Source organism: Nitratiruptor sp. YY09-18, assembly GCF_016593235.1.
Classification (GTDB): domain Bacteria; phylum Campylobacterota; class Campylobacteria; order Campylobacterales; family Nitratiruptoraceae; genus Nitratiruptor.
Genome location: NZ_AP023065.1, coordinates 1,577,224 through 1,593,509 on the forward strand (window position 1 = coordinate 1,577,224; position 16,286 = coordinate 1,593,509).

The 16,286-nt window shown below is 40.3% G+C and carries 18 protein-coding genes; 8 read left to right on the forward strand and 10 right to left on the reverse strand.

The features are described from left to right. Positions 1–40 precede the first annotated feature (40 nt). The 3 genes from JG734_RS08425 to JG734_RS08435 are packed head-to-tail and all read left to right on the forward strand — an operon-like array spanning position 41 to position 2,726. Positions 41–883 carry a SurA N-terminal domain-containing protein gene (locus JG734_RS08425; RefSeq protein ID WP_201332850.1) on the forward strand — a complete coding sequence of 281 codons (843 nt, stop codon included), beginning with the start codon at positions 41–43 and terminating at the stop codon, positions 881–883. A gap of 1 nt (position 884) precedes the next feature. Then, positions 885–2,063, forward strand: a complete 1,179-nt coding sequence (locus tag JG734_RS08430) for a tetrahydrodipicolinate N-succinyltransferase N-terminal domain-containing protein (RefSeq protein ID WP_201332851.1) — start codon at positions 885–887, stop codon at positions 2,061–2,063. Between the two features lie 33 nt (positions 2,064–2,096). Next, positions 2,097–2,726: a hypothetical protein gene (locus JG734_RS08435; RefSeq protein WP_201332852.1), complete on the forward strand. Its 630-nt coding sequence runs from the start codon at positions 2,097–2,099 to the stop codon at positions 2,724–2,726. On the opposite strand, the gene JG734_RS08440 is transcribed toward JG734_RS08435, so the two are convergent. From JG734_RS08440 to accB, 3 genes are read right to left on the reverse strand one after another with little or no spacing between them, the layout of a single operon-like run. Beyond that, complete coding sequence (locus JG734_RS08440) at positions 2,727–3,383, reverse strand: hypothetical protein (protein WP_201332853.1); 657 nt, start codon at positions 3,381–3,383, stop codon at positions 2,727–2,729. Continuing rightward, positions 3,364–4,707: an acetyl-CoA carboxylase biotin carboxylase subunit gene (locus JG734_RS08445; RefSeq protein ID WP_201332854.1), complete on the reverse strand. Its 1,344-nt coding sequence runs from the start codon at positions 4,705–4,707 to the stop codon at positions 3,364–3,366. Before JG734_RS08445 ends, JG734_RS08440 begins: the two co-directional genes overlap by 20 nt. After that, positions 4,708–5,166, reverse strand: coding sequence for an acetyl-CoA carboxylase biotin carboxyl carrier protein (gene accB / locus JG734_RS08450; RefSeq protein WP_201332855.1), 459 nt, complete (start codon positions 5,164–5,166; stop codon positions 4,708–4,710). Positions 5,167–5,260: 94 nt separating this feature from the next. On the opposite strand from accB, the gene dcd reads away from it, so the two are divergent. After that, entirely contained in the window at positions 5,261–5,818 is a 558-nt protein-coding gene (gene dcd, locus JG734_RS08455; RefSeq protein WP_201332856.1) for a dCTP deaminase, read from the forward strand. Here dcd and asnB read toward each other — a convergent pair. From asnB to JG734_RS08475, 4 genes are read right to left on the reverse strand one after another with little or no spacing between them, the layout of a single operon-like run. After that, positions 5,813–7,516 carry an asparagine synthase (glutamine-hydrolyzing) gene (asnB, locus tag JG734_RS08460; RefSeq protein ID WP_201332857.1) on the reverse strand — a complete coding sequence of 568 codons (1,704 nt, stop codon included), beginning with the start codon at positions 7,514–7,516 and terminating at the stop codon, positions 5,813–5,815. The two genes, dcd and asnB, sit on opposite strands and share 6 nt — an antisense overlap. Further along, a complete protein-coding gene (locus tag JG734_RS08465) occupies positions 7,516–7,737 on the reverse strand; it encodes a hypothetical protein (protein ID WP_201332858.1) in 222 nt (73 codons plus the stop codon). Before JG734_RS08465 ends, asnB begins: the two co-directional genes overlap by 1 nt. Beyond that, complete coding sequence (locus JG734_RS08470) at positions 7,728–8,663, reverse strand: magnesium transporter CorA family protein (RefSeq protein ID WP_201332859.1); 936 nt, start codon at positions 8,661–8,663, stop codon at positions 7,728–7,730. The genes JG734_RS08465 and JG734_RS08470 overlap by 10 nt, the downstream gene beginning before the upstream one ends. Positions 8,664–8,671: 8 nt before the next feature. Next, positions 8,672–9,466 (reverse strand): DegT/DnrJ/EryC1/StrS family aminotransferase, encoded by a 795-nt coding sequence (locus tag JG734_RS08475; protein WP_201332860.1) that lies wholly within the window; start codon positions 9,464–9,466, stop codon positions 8,672–8,674. Between the two features lie 52 nt (positions 9,467–9,518). Between JG734_RS08475 and topA the strand changes: the two genes are divergently transcribed. From topA to JG734_RS08495, 4 genes are read left to right on the forward strand one after another with little or no spacing between them, the layout of a single operon-like run. After that, positions 9,519–11,714, forward strand: a complete 2,196-nt coding sequence (gene topA / locus JG734_RS08480; RefSeq protein WP_201332861.1) for a type I DNA topoisomerase — start codon at positions 9,519–9,521, stop codon at positions 11,712–11,714. Then, positions 11,711–12,199, forward strand: a complete 489-nt coding sequence (locus tag JG734_RS08485; RefSeq protein ID WP_201332862.1) for a metallophosphoesterase family protein — start codon at positions 11,711–11,713, stop codon at positions 12,197–12,199. Before topA ends, JG734_RS08485 begins: the two co-directional genes overlap by 4 nt. Then, a complete protein-coding gene (locus JG734_RS08490; protein ID WP_201332863.1) occupies positions 12,196–13,035 on the forward strand; it encodes a biotin synthase in 840 nt (279 codons plus the stop codon). The genes JG734_RS08485 and JG734_RS08490 overlap by 4 nt, the downstream gene beginning before the upstream one ends. Further along, positions 13,028–14,176: a cation:proton antiporter gene (locus JG734_RS08495; RefSeq protein WP_201332864.1), complete on the forward strand. Its 1,149-nt coding sequence runs from the start codon at positions 13,028–13,030 to the stop codon at positions 14,174–14,176. Before JG734_RS08490 ends, JG734_RS08495 begins: the two co-directional genes overlap by 8 nt. On the opposite strand, the gene JG734_RS08500 is transcribed toward JG734_RS08495, so the two are convergent. Genes JG734_RS08500 through eno form a run of 3 tightly spaced genes read right to left on the reverse strand, consistent with a single transcriptional unit; the run spans position 14,138 to position 16,275 of the window. After that, entirely contained in the window at positions 14,138–14,740 is a 603-nt protein-coding gene (locus tag JG734_RS08500) for an AMIN domain-containing protein (protein WP_201332865.1), read from the reverse strand. The genes JG734_RS08495 and JG734_RS08500 overlap by 39 nt on opposite strands. Next, on the reverse strand, positions 14,737–15,006 hold the full coding sequence (locus tag JG734_RS08505) for a hypothetical protein (RefSeq protein ID WP_201332866.1): 270 nt from the start codon (positions 15,004–15,006) through the stop codon (positions 14,737–14,739). Before JG734_RS08505 ends, JG734_RS08500 begins: the two co-directional genes overlap by 4 nt. Positions 15,007–15,009: 3 nt before the next feature. Further along, positions 15,010–16,275, reverse strand: a complete 1,266-nt coding sequence (eno, locus tag JG734_RS08510) for a phosphopyruvate hydratase (RefSeq protein WP_201332867.1) — start codon at positions 16,273–16,275, stop codon at positions 15,010–15,012. Positions 16,276–16,286: the final 11 nt, after the last annotated feature.

A 16,286-nucleotide genomic window follows, 5' to 3' on the forward strand; every position in this document is an offset into this window, starting at 1 on the left:
GCTGGTAAAATCTTACAACAGTTCGCAATAAAGGAAAAGAATGAGAAAGCTTCTTTTGATGCTGCTTTTTGTCTCCCTCACCTTTGCTAAAGTTTTGGATGCCATTGCAGTCACTGTCAATAATGAACCAATTACAACCTACGAGATTTTACGCACAGCAAAAGCATTGCATATTCCTATCAAACAAGCACTCGATCTGCTTATTCGCCAAAAACTCGAAGATGAGCAGATCAAGAAACTCGGAATTACACTCAGCGACGCAGAGCTTGATAGCGCAATAGAAAACTTTGCAAGAAGCAAAGGGATGGATAGCTATACACTGCGTCAAACCCTTGAGAGTAAAGGGATAGACTGGGAAGCTTATCGCAAAACCTTCAAGCGTCAACTATTGCGTAAAAAACTCTACCAAAAGATTGCAAAGCTGAGCAATCCTATGCCAAAAGAGAGTGATCTCAAAGAGTACTATGATACACATCCAAATGAGTTCACAATAGCAAAAGAGGCAGATATTACAAAATTTATATCCCCATCCAAAGAGATTTTGGAGCGTATTCGCCAAAACCCACTCTACGCTCCAAACGATCCTCTTATCCTCCAAAAGGGACAAGAGCAGCTCGATCTTAGCAAAGTAGATCCACAGTTTGCTGCTCTTATCAATAGCTCACCTGAGGGCTCATTTACGCCGATTATACCTCTGCAGGATAAGTATCTTCTCATACTTGTCAATAAAAAAAGAGGATTAGAGAAGATCCCATTTGAAGAGGCAAAAGGCTACATTATGAAAAAATTATCCAATCAAAACTCACCAAAAAATATTAATGAATATTTCGATAAACTAAAAGCCGCAGCAGATATCAAAGTATACAGATTACCAAAGGAGTAGTATGACAAAAGAGGATTTTTACGCACTGGTTAAGGAGATTCAAACAAGTAGCTACTACCGCGAGCCTCTCGCGTTTGGCATAGCGCGGATTGATAGAGGGCAAAAAAACCCAGATAAAATTTTACAAGCAGTCTTTCCGTTTATCAATTGGCAAGAAAATTTCGGAAGTGCAGCGATTTTGCAAAAAGCACTCCATGAAACTGGCTCACTCATACCCCTTGATGGAAGTGAAGCGGTCTTTGATGTGACACAAAATTTCGTGGCTGAAGCTCTTAGCTACTGCGCACCATGGATAGATGAAGCGGTAGGTGATGCACACAAAAACGTGCAGGCAATCAAGTATCTGAATACCCTTGATGCAGAAGAGCTACAAAATTTTCGCATCGTCTTTTTATTTGCAGATGAAGCACCACAGAGCATAGAGGCAGTCTATCTCAAACTCTATGCACTCTCTACTGGCAAAGCAGCTCTTCGCAGCCTCAATCTCAATGGAGCCTTTGGAGTACTCCATAACGTAGCGTGGAGTGGCAATACGCCAATCGAGCTTGATTGGCTCAGAGAACATGAGCTTGAACTCAAAATGAGTGGACAATATCCAATCATCGATGCAGTAGATAAGTTCCCAAGATTCTTGCAGCACATCATCCCAGCAGACAATACCCGTATCCTCGATGCTAGTAAAGTACGCATGGGTGCTCAACTTGCAGCTGGAACTACGGTAATGCCAGGGGCGAGCTACATCAACTTCAATGCTGGAACTTTAGGACCTGTCATGGTAGAGGGGCGTATTAGCTCTAGCGCAGTCGTTGGAAAAGGAAGCGATGTTGGTGGCGGTGCAAGTATTCTTGGAGTGCTTAGCGGAACAAGCGGCAATCCAATTAGTATAGGTGAAAACTGCTTGCTTGGAGCAAACTCTGTCACAGGTATTCCGCTAGGAGATGGCTGTATCGTCGATGCTGGAATAGCTGTGTTAGAAGGAACTAAATTCTTCATGGCTCCAGCTGAGTTTGAAAAAATAAAAGAGGCAAACCCATCTTGGGATGCGGAATATAAAGAGATCTTCAAAGGAAGAGAACTCGCTGGTCTTAGTGGACTCCATTTCCGTCAAGACTCTACAAGCGGACAGATGAAGGTCTTTCGCTCCAACAAAGAGGTCAAGCTCAATGAAGAGCTCCACTGATTCTCTCCCTCTGCGGGGAGCCATAGCAGCATTATGAAACGTGTAGCACTTCTAGTTGATTGGGAAAATTTTCGCAAAGAGATCAACTATTTGCAGCAAAAAGACCCCTACTACAAGCAGTTTGACTACAACGACCCAGATAAGATATATGATCTCTTTTTGAGTTGCTTTAGTCCCTATGAAGAGATCTTCAAGATATTTTTCTATACCGCAAAACCTCTCAAGCCCCAAGAGATAGAAGAGACCTTTGCTAAAAGACCTGGCTGCAATGCAAAAAAGTATCTTCAAATATACAAAAAAGAGCAGCAAAAGATCGATCGCATCATAGAAGTCTCTGAAAATATGCTCGAAGAGTTAGTAAAGAAAGATTACATCTCTTTGCGTTTGGGAGAGCTGCAAGTACTTGGACAGATGCCTGATGGCAATCCGGTTATCGCACAAAAAAAGGTAGATATGCTCATAGGCCTCGATATCGCACATCTTGCTTTCAATAAGCAAGTAGAACAGATAAAAGTACTTTGCAAAGACAAAGATATTTCACCAGCACTCAAAGTGGCTCGCATCAGCGGTATCATTACTACACTTATCGATATTGGAGGCTTCCATATTAGCAAAGACCTCTACAAACACCTCGACAAAGTAGAAAAAGTGCAGATTCTTTGATTAAAACCTTTGAGCAAAATTTGGTCTAAGCTTCACAGTGAGACGAAAATAGTTTCCATCAGCATAAAACTCTACTGTTGTAGCCACTACTGAATCGATTGGTAATACTACAGTATCACGATTTGTATCTATATCACCTTCTATCACATAGCGCTTCATCCACGATTTTCCTCTGGCTGGATCAATATTAATATAGAGATTGCCTTCATACAGAGCTATCCAGAAGCAGTGTTTATCACTAAAGCGCCTACGAGCAGTCTGCAAGCAAACCCTCTTCGCTTCCCCCTCTACAATGCGGATAACTTTTGGGTAGAGGGGCTTAAATTTTTTCTTGCTATATCCAGCAGCTCCTTTGAAAGAGACAAGGAGCTTTACTGGTGCAAAGCCATCATAGCGATCACAATTATAGGCTTTTGCATAGAGAGCTTTGAGCTTGATGCTCTCATTTTCTAGCATCTTTTTGTGGTTTTGCTCCTCTAAGAGTGCTCTTTTGGCATTATATTCTTCGATTCTCTTTTGGTGCTCTACATACTTTTTGCATATAACTGCCTGCTGTACTTTATTGAAATTTTTAAAAATCTCTTCATCAACACCACAAACCTTCGATGCGCATCCTCCAAAGAGAAAAAGCAGCAAACTAGCGAAGATACTTTTCATCAATATATTTCGTATCATATGTATTGTTGATAAAATCTGGATTTTCCATCATTTTTCTATGAAAATCTATAGTGGTCTTTATACCACTCACCTCAAACTCATTCAACGCTCTCTTCATTTTTGCTATAGCTCTTGAGCGATCTTCTCCCCAGACTATAAGTTTTGCAATCATGGAGTCGTAGTATGGCGGAACGATGTAGCTACAATAGACATGTGTATCTAATCGTACATCTTTGCCACCTGGGGCTATCCAACTTTTGATTTTTCCTGGACTTGGAATAAATTTAACAGGGTCTTCAGCATTGATACGGCACTCAATCGCATGCCCTTTGAAATCTATATCCTCTTGCGCAAAGAGTTGCTCTCCCTCTGCTATACGTATCATCCACTCCACTATATCAATCCCTGTTACCATTTCACTTACAGGATGTTCCACCTGCAATCTTGTATTCATTTCCATAAAGTAGAAATTCTTATCTGCATCGACCAAGAATTCTATCGTTCCAGCATTCTCATACCCTATGGCTTTGGCAGCTTTGACTGCTGTCTCATGGAGTTTTGCTCTTGTCTCATCATCCAAAAATACTGCTGGCGACTCTTCTAGCATTTTTTGGTGGCGTCTTTGCAAAGAGCAGTCTCTCTCGCCAAGATGTACCACATTACCATGGCTATCTCCAAGAAGCTGCACTTCTATATGGCGCGGCTGGCGAATGAATTTTTCCATATAGATCGTACCATCACCAAAAGCGCTAATCGCCTCGCTCTCAGCCGCAAGGTATGCATTTTCTATATAGCTCTCATCCTCAACCACACGCATCCCTTTACCGCCACCGCCACTTGCAGCTTTCAAAATTACAGGGTAGCCGATCTCTTTTGCTATTTTTTTCGCTTCATCAATATTCTTGATCGCTCCGTCACTACCAGGGACTACAGGTACGCCTGCTTTTTTCATAACCTCTTTGGCTTTACTCTTGTCACTCATAAGCTGCATCACTTCCAAAGAGGGACCGATAAATTTGATACCATGAAGATTGCAGATCTCTACAAACTGCTGATTTTCACTCAAAAAACCGTAACCAGGAAATATTGCATCAGCCTCAGCAATCTCTGCTGCACTGATAATTGCGGGAATATTGAGGTAGCTCTCACTGCTCTTCTCTCCGCCTATACAAATGGCTGCATCGGCAAGCTTGAGATAGTGGGCGTCTTTATCAGCGGTAGAGTAGACAGCTATCGCTTTTTTACCCATCTCTTTGATGGTGCGAATGGCTCGCAGGGCAATTTCACCTCTATTTGCTATGAGTATGCGCTCAAGCTTTGCCATTTAGAGCCTTTCAACCAAAAAGAGTGGCATATCATATTCTACTGGCTGCCCATCCTCGACTAAAATCTCCAAAATTTTACAATCAAACTCTGCTTCTATCTCATTAAAAATTTTCATCGCCTCTATAATGCCGATAGTCTGTCCTTTTTTCACTGTATCACCTACTTGTACAAAGGGAGGGCTATCCGGACTTGGAGCGCGATAGAATGTCCCAACCATCGGAGAAGTGATATACTCACCCTTCTTTACAGCACTCTCATGATCAGGAGTCGTAGGAGTCGAGGCTGAGACTGATGCTTGTGGTTGTACTTGAGGTTGTGGTGCTGAGACTGAAGCTGCTGCAGCAACTTCACTACCTTTTTGCAGTGAAATTTCCATATCACCTTTTTTGAGTTTAAATCGTGATAGACCGCTTTTGTCAAACAATCTCATAAGCTCTTTGATCTCTTTGAAGTCCATAAAAAGTCCTTATGCAGGGTATTTGGAAAATATAATATTTAGTATTTGCTATAATATCATAAAAATTGTAAAAACAACTTTGCAAAGGGAATTTATGGGACTTAAAGCCGACTGCTGGATCCGCCAAAAAGCACTCCAAGAGAGGATGATAGAGCCATTTTGCGAAAATCAAGTAGGCAGAGGTGTTGTAAGCTATGGTCTCAGTAGCTATGGATATGATATACGTGTGAGTGATGAGTTTAAAATATTTACAAATGTTAATGCTGAAGTTGTGGATCCTAAGCACTTTGATGAGCGTAATGTGGTAGATTTCAAAGGTGATGTCTGCATTGTCCCTCCCAACTCTTTTGCGCTGGCTCGCACGGTTGAATATTTTCGTATTCCTCGCAATGTCCTAGCAATTTGTGTGGGCAAAAGCACATACGCTCGCTGTGGAATCATTGTCAATGTAACACCATTTGAGCCTGAATTTGAAGGACACATTACAATCGAAATCTCCAATACCACTCCACTCCCGGCCAAAATCTATGCCAATGAAGGTATAGCCCAAGTACTCTTTTTTGAAGGTGATGAGGAGTGTGAAGTAAGTTACAAAGATAAAAGTGGAAAATATCAAAGGCAACAAGGAATAACCCTTCCACGGATTTTATAAGAATCTTCTCTTCCACCAATATAAAAATGCAAAGACCAACCAGTAGTGACGTGTAAAGCGGTTTCTCTTTGCATTCTCTATTAGAAACTGTAGCTGCTCTGGTTTGAAAAATCCAGCTTCCCTATTGATTTTCACAAGCTCTACATCAATATTTTTGCGCCTGCACCACTCTAACCATGGGTAGGAAAACCCTCTCTTCTTCCTCTCTATAATACTCCTTGTTATAAAATTTTGTGCAATCTGCTTGAGAAGATATTTTGGTGCTTTACTTCTTTGGGAATTGGTAAGAGCAGCTGCAAGAATATCTTTATCAAGTAGCGGTGTGCGTGCTTCTATACTATGTGCCATACTTGCCATATCAAGCTTATGCAAGTAAAGTGCTTCAAGACGGGTGCGCAGATCCACTGAAGTAAAGAATGTAAACAGATCTTCTTCACTGACAAGTGCTAATATATCTTGCAAAAATTCCAGTGAATCACCATCTTTGACATTTTGTCGCAAAAAGAGATTTTTTTGCAAATCAGTGAAGACCTCATTCGTTCCACGAAAAACTATCTCCCCGCTAAATACTCTTTTGTACCACTCCCACTCTTTATTGGGGCTAAAGTGGGAGCGAAAATAGTTCTTGAGCCAGTTTTTGTATTTGAGATCGCGCCCTTTGTAAAGATCTGCAAATTCAAAGTACTGCCTATATCCCAAAAATATCTCATCTCCGCCCTCTCCACTTAATACGACCCGCCAATCATCCTCATTAATCCGTTCAAACAAAAACCAAAGAGGTATCGTTGCGCTATCTCCCACAGGCTCATCAAAATGTGCAAAAACTCTCTCAAGAGTCTGCCAGAAGTTATCTTCACTCATAATGATCTCATGATGTTCACTTCCTATAAACTCTGCTACCTCTTTTGCATAGGGTAGTTCACTATAGCGACCCTCATGATATCCTATACTATATGTATGTAGTCTCCCCTGGGCTCTTTTGGCAAGAGCACTCACAAGTGAACTATCTACACCTCCACTCAATAGAGCTGCAACTTCAAAATCCCCCTGTAATCTCTGTGCTACACTCTTTTCAATAAGAGTCTGCAAAGAGTCCTGTGAAGTAGATGGGAGAGAAAAACTCCTTTTGAGAGTATATTGTAAAGAATGTATATCTAAGACTAGAACTTGTCCACCTACAAGTTTGTAGATATTCGAATAAAAAGTTGTTTTGTCTGGAAGTGCACCAAAAGAGAGGTAGCCACTCAGGGCTTTTGGATTGTACTCATATTTCCCTAGATATGTAATAATTGCTTTGATTTCAGATGCGAAAATAAAAGATTTCCCATCACAGTAATAGTAGAGTGGTTTTTTGCCAAAAAAATCCTTAGCAAGATAGAGATGATTGCCAGCAAGCTTGGCAACAGCATACATTCCCTGCAGCTTTTCAATTGGAGCAAGAAGGAGTACTTCTGTATCATTTTTGGCACCAAAACTGGCATAATTATATATCTCACCATTAAAAAGAGCTACACTTTTTGCATCTTTAACAGGTTGCTTCGCACCCCGATCAAAAATATAAAGTCTATTATGCCCAAGATAGACACGCTCATCAATATACTCTCCCCTTCCATCAGGACCTCGATGTACCAAACTATCCAAGGCCTTACGAGCATGCTGGAGATTATATTCTCCTATAACGCCAAAAATTGCACACATTATTTTTTGGGAAAAAACTTTGTGATAGAGTAGTCTTGACGTTTAAGCTTGTCTTTTTGATTGTATTCATACTCATCAAGATACTCATTGAGTATTGAAGCCATTACTTTAAGACGCTCTTCTATATCAAGCTCGGGTAGAGTCTTTTCTAAATAGCTGTAAAGGTCATGCTCTTGCTCTTGACAACTATTATGCAGTTTTTTAATCTTTTCTAAATCCATTTTTTCTTCCTTAAATAGATAAATAGTATAATAGCTATCAAAATATTTACTGCCCACACAGCAAAATAGCCATACTTCCACTCAAGCTCTGGCATATATTTGAAGTTCATACCATAATTTCCAACTATAAATGTGAGTGGCAAAAATATGAGCGTAATACCGGTAAGACGCTGCATAGTCTGGTTCATCTTGTTGGACATAAATCCCATAAGCAAGTTTTGCAAATAGCCTGTACGTTCTAGATAAGCCTTTGATTCGTTAATGAGAAATGAAAGGTGTTCTTTAAGATCAATAAACTCATATTTGAGCTTTTTCCTTACAGCTGTCGGATAATGGTTGTAGAGTTTATTTATCACATCAAACTCTTGGACACTTACTTTTGAGATCCTATTGAGAGAGCGTCTGGCAAAATAAAGGCTTTTTTGGATATCATGCTCATCAACCTGCTCGGCAAATATTTCATCTTCAATAACCTCTAATCTACTATCAATAAGATCAATAATATGCATAGTCGCATCGATCAAAATATCTATGAGAGTGTACGTCACATAGGGGATACTATCACCCCTTCTGTAGCGCTTGCGAAATCGTGCAACCACACGCTGGATAATATCTCTATTTTTGCTGAGGAAAAAGAGTTTGTTTTCAGTGATGATAAAGATGATATTGAACTCTTCATAAAAGAGAGGATGCTCTTCACTGCGCCTAAAATATTTAAAAACCATAAATTTAAAATTTTCACTCTCTTCGTAGACGATACTTTGCTCTTCGCTCTTGATATCTTCTATAAAACTCTCATGAAAACCGTGTTGCAATAGCCAATTGATAATATTTTCATTTTCGGGCGAACTAAAAATTATCTCTTTTGTGTCCTCTGATATAGCAATATTCTCATCTCTTTGAATCTCATCACTGACTATATACATTTTCACTCCTAAAAACTACATCCTCTATAGCGGTATTTCTCCAAAACCTCCCACAAAGGCTCTACAATATTTTTATCTAGCGGCAAAAGCATGATAGCTTTGTAGAGTTCTTCGCTCACAGGCATCGAGGCAGAGTGAAAGAACGTGAGTTTATAAAGCGGCTTAAAACGCACTTCCACAGCTATCCCATTTTCTCGTAATTCTTGATAAATATCCTCTTTAGGGCAATAAAGAGCCGGTTTGAGGAGTATGGGATAGTACGTTTTATATGTTGCTTTACCAATACAAAGAGTATCAAAGTAGGGATTTTTAGCAAACCTCTCATCAAAAAACTCCACTATTTCATTGCTGCGTGCAATCTTTTCTTCAAGACCAGCCACTTCACACTCTTTTGCCTTCTCTTTGATGCCTACACTTACCACATCATAGTTCCAAAGCCTTCCTCTTTTGACACCACCATCTAAAAAAAGCTTCGTTTTTTGATACAGCTCCTCATCCTCAAACTCTGCTACCAAACATCCTTCACTTTTTTTGACAAAAACTTTTGCATCTCCTACACTCTTGCCATGATTTTGAAAAACAATCAAAGAGCTTGGAGTATAACTTTCAAAAAAATTGTGCACAATATCTGCTTCGCTTCCAAAATCCAATCTTGTATCTACATACTCCGACTCAATCCCTAAAATCTTTGCAATATTGGCAAAAAAGGTAGGAGAAATGGGATTGAGACGGAGCTTTTTTACTCCCAATGCATGGAGCAAAGCCATATATAAAAGTTGAGAATTAGTTGCCCACAGCCGCATCTGCACTTCTTTTTTTATGTTAGAATAGCGAAAAAAAGATTCTGGGTAAAGTATGGGCAAAAATCTAATTATCGTCGAATCACCGGCAAAAGCGAGAACAATTAAGAATTTTTTGGGCAAAGAGTATGAGGTAATTGCTTCAAAAGGACATATTCGCGACCTTCCAAAGCACAGCTTTGGTATCAAAATAGAAGAGGACCGATTTATCCCTCAATACCGTATCGATAAAGATCACACCGATATTACAAAAAAACTCAAAGAGCTTGCAAAAAAGGCTGAGAGAGTTTATATAGCAACTGATGAAGATAGAGAGGGTGAAGCAATTGGCTACCATATAGCACAAGCTATTGGGAAAAAACCTGAAGAACTCCCCCGCATAGTATTTCATGAAATAACCCGCTCAGCCATTCAAAAAGCCTTAGAAAACCCTCGCACCCTTGATATGAATCGTGTCAATGCCCAACAGGCAAGACGACTCCTTGATAGAATTGTAGGATACAAGCTCAGTCCCCTTCTTGCTTCAAAAATCCAGCGTGGGCTCAGTGCTGGACGTGTACAGAGTGCCGCACTTAAACTAATCGTAGATCGTGAGCGTGAAATCAAAGCTTTCGTTCCACAAGAATACTGGACAATAGATGCACTATTTAATAAAACTATCGATGCATCCCTCTATAAATATCAAGATAAAAAGCTCAATAAACTCGATATAAAAAACAGGGAGCAGGCTGAAGAGATTGTCGAGAGGGTAAAAAATGAAGAGTTTATCGTAGCAAAAATAGAGAAGAAAAAGCGCGTTACCAAATCTCCTGCCCCATTTATGACCTCAACACTCCAGCAAGCTGCATCAGGACAGCTTGGATTTAGTCCTAAAAAAACGATGATGATAGCACAAAAGCTCTATGAAGGAGTCCAGACTCCAAAAGGTATCACCGGAGTCATTACATACATGAGGACCGATAGCCTCAATATCGCAAAAGAGGCACAAGAAGCTGCAAGAGAGCTCATAGCCAAGAAGTTTGGAGAAGAATATCTGCCTCAAAAACCAAAAAACTATGCTACTAAGAGCAAAGGAGCCCAGGAAGCTCATGAAGCAATACGACCGACAATGCTTGATTTCACACCAGAAGTAGCAAAAGAGTATCTCACCAGTGATGAACTCAAGCTCTACACCCTCATCTATAACCGCTTTCTTGCATCTCAGATGCAAGATGCAATCTTTGAAACCCAAACTATCTACTTCAAAAGTCCAAGCACAACTTTCAAAGCAACGGGGAGGAAACTTCTCTTTGATGGTTTTTATAAAGTTTTGGGCAATGAAGACAAAGATAAGCTTTTGCCAGAACTTACTGAAGGTGAGAAAGCCGAGCTTACAAAGATTGAAGCACACCAACACTTCACAGAACCCCCTGCACGTTATAGCGAAGCCAGCCTTATCAAAACTCTCGAATCACTTGGTATTGGAAGACCTTCAACATATGCCCCAACCATATCTCTTTTGCAGGCAAGAAATTATGTTGAATTAGAAAAAAAACAACTCAAGCCAACAGATATTGCATTTACTGTGATAGAGACACTTGAAAAACATTTTCCAGACATTGTCGATAGTAATTTCACAGCTAAAATGGAAGAGGAGCTAGATGAGATAGCAGCCGCTAAAAAAGATTGGCAAAAGGTACTCAAGGAGTTTTACGACCCATTTATAGAGCTTATCGAAAAGGGTAAAAAAGAGATAAAAAGCCAAAAGGTAGCTGAGCCGATTGGCAGAGCCTGTCCAGAGTGTGGAGCTGAGCTTGTAAAGCGCAAAGGGAGATTTGGTGAATTTATCGCTTGTAGCGCCTTTCCAAAGTGCAAATATACTGAGCAACTTGAGGAGAATAAAACAGAGCAGCAACCAAGTGAAGAGGTATGCGAAAAGTGTGGCAGCCCAATGATTGTGAAGCAAGGGCCTCGCGGAGCTTTTTTGGCTTGTAGTGCATATCCAAAATGTAAAAATACCAAACCACTTGCAAAACAAGAGCCAAAAAAGCTCGATGTCAAATGCCCTGAGTGCGGTGGCGAGATAGTTGAAAGATTTAGCCGTAGAGGCAAATTCTACGGATGCGCCAACTATCCTAAGTGTACATTCATCTCAAAATTTGAACCAACAGAGCACAAATGTCCTGAGTGTGGATATATCATGGCTGCACGCACTTATCGCAACAAAGATGTGTATGAGTGTATCAAGTGCAAAACGAGGCAGGAAAGATGAAGATCGGTGTAATCTCCGATACACACAATAAGCTCGAAAATACCCAAGAGATAGTAGCCCAGATGCAACAAGAAAATATTGCTTATCTCATCCATGCTGGAGATATTGGACAAAATGTACTCGATTTCCTTGCAACCCTGCCTCTTAAAACTATAGCGGTCTATGGCAACACTGATACTTCTCTATACAACTCCAATCCCCAAAAAGTGATATTGCAAAAACAACCCTACTACTTCAAGATTGGCAATACTACTTTTAAGCTCATGCATCAGCCCTACTTTCTCACTCCAGATAGCGATGTGGTCATCTATGGGCATTTGCACAAATTTAGCTGTGAGAGGGCAAAATCGCTTTTTATTAATCCTGGGGAAGTATGCGCTAGAGAAAAACCTCGTATAGAGGGTGCTCTTTTGGATTTGTCCACAAAAGAGGTAACATATATTTACAAAGAAAAAGAGTGGCACAAACAAAAGGTGTGCGCATGAAAGTCTATCTATGTGCAATAAGTAATATTAGCAGTGGCGTATGTGCTGAAGATTGTGCATTTTGTACCCAAAGTACCAAATACAAAGCAGACATTCCTCGCTATAAATATAAAGATATCGACCTCATTGTCCAAGAAGCCAAAAAAGCGAAGGCCTCTAAAGCGATCGGTTTTTGTCTTGTTACGGCTGGTAAAGGAATAGATGATAAGATTTTAGAGTTTGTCTGTGAAGCGGCGCATGCAGTTAAAAAAACGGTTCCCGATATATCCCTCATCGGCTGTAACGGTACAGCTACTGTTGAGCAGCTGCGAGAGCTCAAAAGTGCGGGAATAGACAATTACAATCACAATCTTGAAAGTGCAAAAAGCTATTATGATAAGATATGCTCCACCCACAGCTGGGATGAGCGCTATCAAACATGTCTCAATGCCAAAGAAGCAGGTCTCAATCTTTGCACCGGTGGAATTTTTGGTATGGGTGAATCCCAAGCACAAATTGATGAGCTCATGGAGCAAATTGTATCTTTGCAGCCTATGAGTGTACCGGTCAATTTCTTTCATCCAAACCCTGCATTGCCATTGCCACAGAAGATAATAGAGAAACAAAAGGCTCTTGAAATTATCAAAAAAGTACGAGCAAAACTACCTGAAGCCATGGTGATGGTAGCAGGTGGACGAGAGCTTGTTTTTCAAGATAGCTGGCCTACAATTTTTGAAGCTGGAGCAAATGCTATCGTAATCGGAGACTATCTCACTACCAAAGGTGAGCGCCCAGATAAAGATTTGCAGGTTTTGCAAAGTCTTGGATATGATATAGCGACGAGCTGCCATGCATGAGATAGCAATTATTGTCACAATTTCTCTTATAATCTTTTCATCCCCTTTTATTGCCAAATTTACCAAGCTTCCTACCTCAGTCATAGAGATAATGCTTGGGATGATTTTTGGAGCATTTGGGGTGCTCGAGCATGTTGCGCTCTTTGAGCTTGTAGCAGAGTTTGGCTTTTTGTATCTCATGTTTTTAGCAGGTCTTGAAGTAGATATGAAGAAGATCTTTGCTACCAAAAAGAGTATCCTCAAATCTGGCATTCTCTACATCGCTTTATTATATGTTTTTTCACTTCTTATCGTGCAAAATTTGGGACTTCCTCTTGTCTATACCCTCATCTTCCCTCTTATTTCAGTAGGTCTCATTGCAGCACTCAAAAAGGAGTATGGCAATAAGTTCGAATGGCTCAATCTCTCTATGGCAATTGGAAGCCTAGGTGAGGTTGTCTCTATCGCAATTTTGACAATAGTAAGTGCTGGACTGAAATTTGGATTTGGAACAAAGTTTTATCAAAATCTCTTAATTCTTGTTCTCTTTTTGCTTCTTATCTCGATAGTTTTTAAACTTTTGCAGATTCTTTTTTGGTGGTATCCAGAGCTCAAAACAACTCTCATGCCCCGCATAGACAATGAGGAGCAAGATATCCGCCTCTCAATGGCACTCTTTTTCCTTTTCATTTCTATGATGCTCTATCTCAAACTAGAAGTTGCATTTGGTGCCTTTATCGCTGGGGTTATTATCGCTACATTTTTTGAGCACAAGAGGAGCCTGCCCCACAAACTCTCATCCTTTGGATTTGGCTTTTTAGTCCCGATATTTTTCATTTTTACAGGAAGTAGCTTTAAGATCTCATCGCTTTTAATGGAAGGAATGGTAGCAAGTGCTTTGCTTATAACTTCTATTATGTTTGGTGTGCGTATTTTAGCAGCGAATGCATTTTATAAGATCTTTTCACTCAAAGAGAGATTTCTCTTTGGTCTTTCACACTCTATGCCGCTCACACTCCTTGTAGCGATCTCAACAATCGCCTACCATACACACTTCATAGATGAAGCAGAGTATATGGCTTTTATTTTGGCTTCAATTTTAGAAGTTCTTATCGCAATGGTCTCAATTCGCTTCTTTGTTTCTCTCTTCACAATAAAATAGATAACCTTTGTCAAGCTTTTTGAAGCCATTTTTTTGACAATCTTGCAGCTCAACTGCTACGCGATAATATCCTCTATGTGCACCAATTGCCACATTGCGAAAATGTGGCATCGCAAGATCGACTCTCTTGGTAGGAAAACTTCTTTTGGCATAGAAATCAAGAACTATTTTGTGAGGATTTTGCGTAAAAAAACGCCGTTTTACTCTATCTTTGCTCACTATGAGCAGAGCGTTGTTTTCAAAGTGGAGGAGTACTTTTGGTAATGTTACCTCTTTGATGGTTGATGGTTTTATCGCTTTTGGAGGTTGAGATGAGTGTTGTTGTGGCAAAAATACATCTTCTAGCTTTTTGTTTGATGAAGAGGTAGCCTTTTGCGTAGAGAGACTGCTATAAGAAAATTCTGAACTCTTTTGCTCAGCCTCTTGTGACTTATCTTGGCTCTTTTGTACTGCTATAATCTTCTCTTGAGGCGCTTGAACAGGTGAAATCTTTTTGGTTGGTAAGAAGAAAGGATTATCCCTTGCTAGTAGCAGTATTGGTAGAAGTAAAATAAAGAGTCTCATTGTTTTGGCTCCAATTCTTTAAGTTCAAAATACTCTTTTTGTAGTCTAGCATTCTCTTTTTTGAGATACTCGATATTGCGCTGGAGATTTTTCTCTTGGACATTGAGCTGATAGAGAACCTCTACAGAATTGACTCCAAAGAGGAGCAATCCAATATAGACTGCCAAAACTACAAGTATTACAAATCCTACAAAATAGCGGAAAAATCGAGCCAGCAACCCCTTCCATACAAGGGAATCTGCCAACTCTTGCGGGCGTTTTTCCATCGACTAGAAAAGCTCTTTGCCTATAAATTCTCCATAGATGAGATCTCGCTCGATTTCAAGAAGTCTGTTATATTTTGCTGTTCTCTCGCCTCTTGCTGGAGCTCCTGTTTTGATCTGTCCAGTATTGAGTGCAACTGCAAAATCAGCAATAAATGCATCTTCACTCTCGCCACTTCTATGACTCATAACACAGTTGTAGCTATGTCTTTGGGCTAGGCGGACTGTCTGCATTGTCTCACTCACAGTTCCTATCTGGTTAGGTTTGATAAGAATAGCATTTGCGATGCCTTTCTCAATTCCTTCAGCCAAAATCTTTTTGTTTGTTACAAAAAGGTCATCTCCCACAAGCTGGATCTTATCTCCAAGTTTTTCAGTCAAAATTTTCCATCCATCCCAATCATCTTCTGCCATACCATCTTCAAGTGAAACGATTGGATATTTTGCTACTAAGTTCGCATAAAACTCTGCGAGCTCTTCACTAGTATAGACTTTGCCATCCCCTTTGAGCTCATATTTGCCATCTTTATAAAACTCACTGCTTGCTGCATCAAGAGCTATGCACACCTCATCACCTGGTTTATATCCCGCTTTTTCAATAGCTTTCAAAATATACTCAATCGGCTCTTCATTATTTTTAAAGTTTGGTGCAAATCCCCCCTCATCTCCTAAAGCTGTTGGATGCCCTTCACTAGCAAGAAGCTTTTTGAGAGTATGATAGATTTCAGCACTCGCACGAAGCGCCTCTTTGAAATCATCAAAACCTGTCGGCATGATCATGTACTCTTGCAAATCTACATCATTGTCTGCGTGCGCACCACCATTGATGATATTGAGCATTGGAGTTGGAAGGATGATACCATTTGCGCCACCAAGATAGCGATAAAGAGGCAGATGCAAACTCTTTGCAGCAGCTCTAGCCACAGCCATAGAGACCCCAAGCACTGCATTAGCACCAAGATGGGAGTAGTTTTCAGTTCCATCAAGCTCTTTCATTATCGCATCAATTTCTGCTTGATTGTATGGGCTAAGACCTACAAGTTCATCTGCAATAGCAACTTCTACATTTTCACATGCTTTCAAAACACCTTTACCACCAAACCGCTCATCTCCGTCTCTGAGCTCCAAAGCTTCTCTTTTCCCAGTACTTGCTCCACTTGGCACTATTGCGCTAGCTACGGTACCATCACTTAAAATTACAGTCGCTTTGACAGTGGGATTCCCGCGACTATCCAAAACTTCCTGGGCTACAATATTGTCAATATAAACCATCTCTTCTCCTT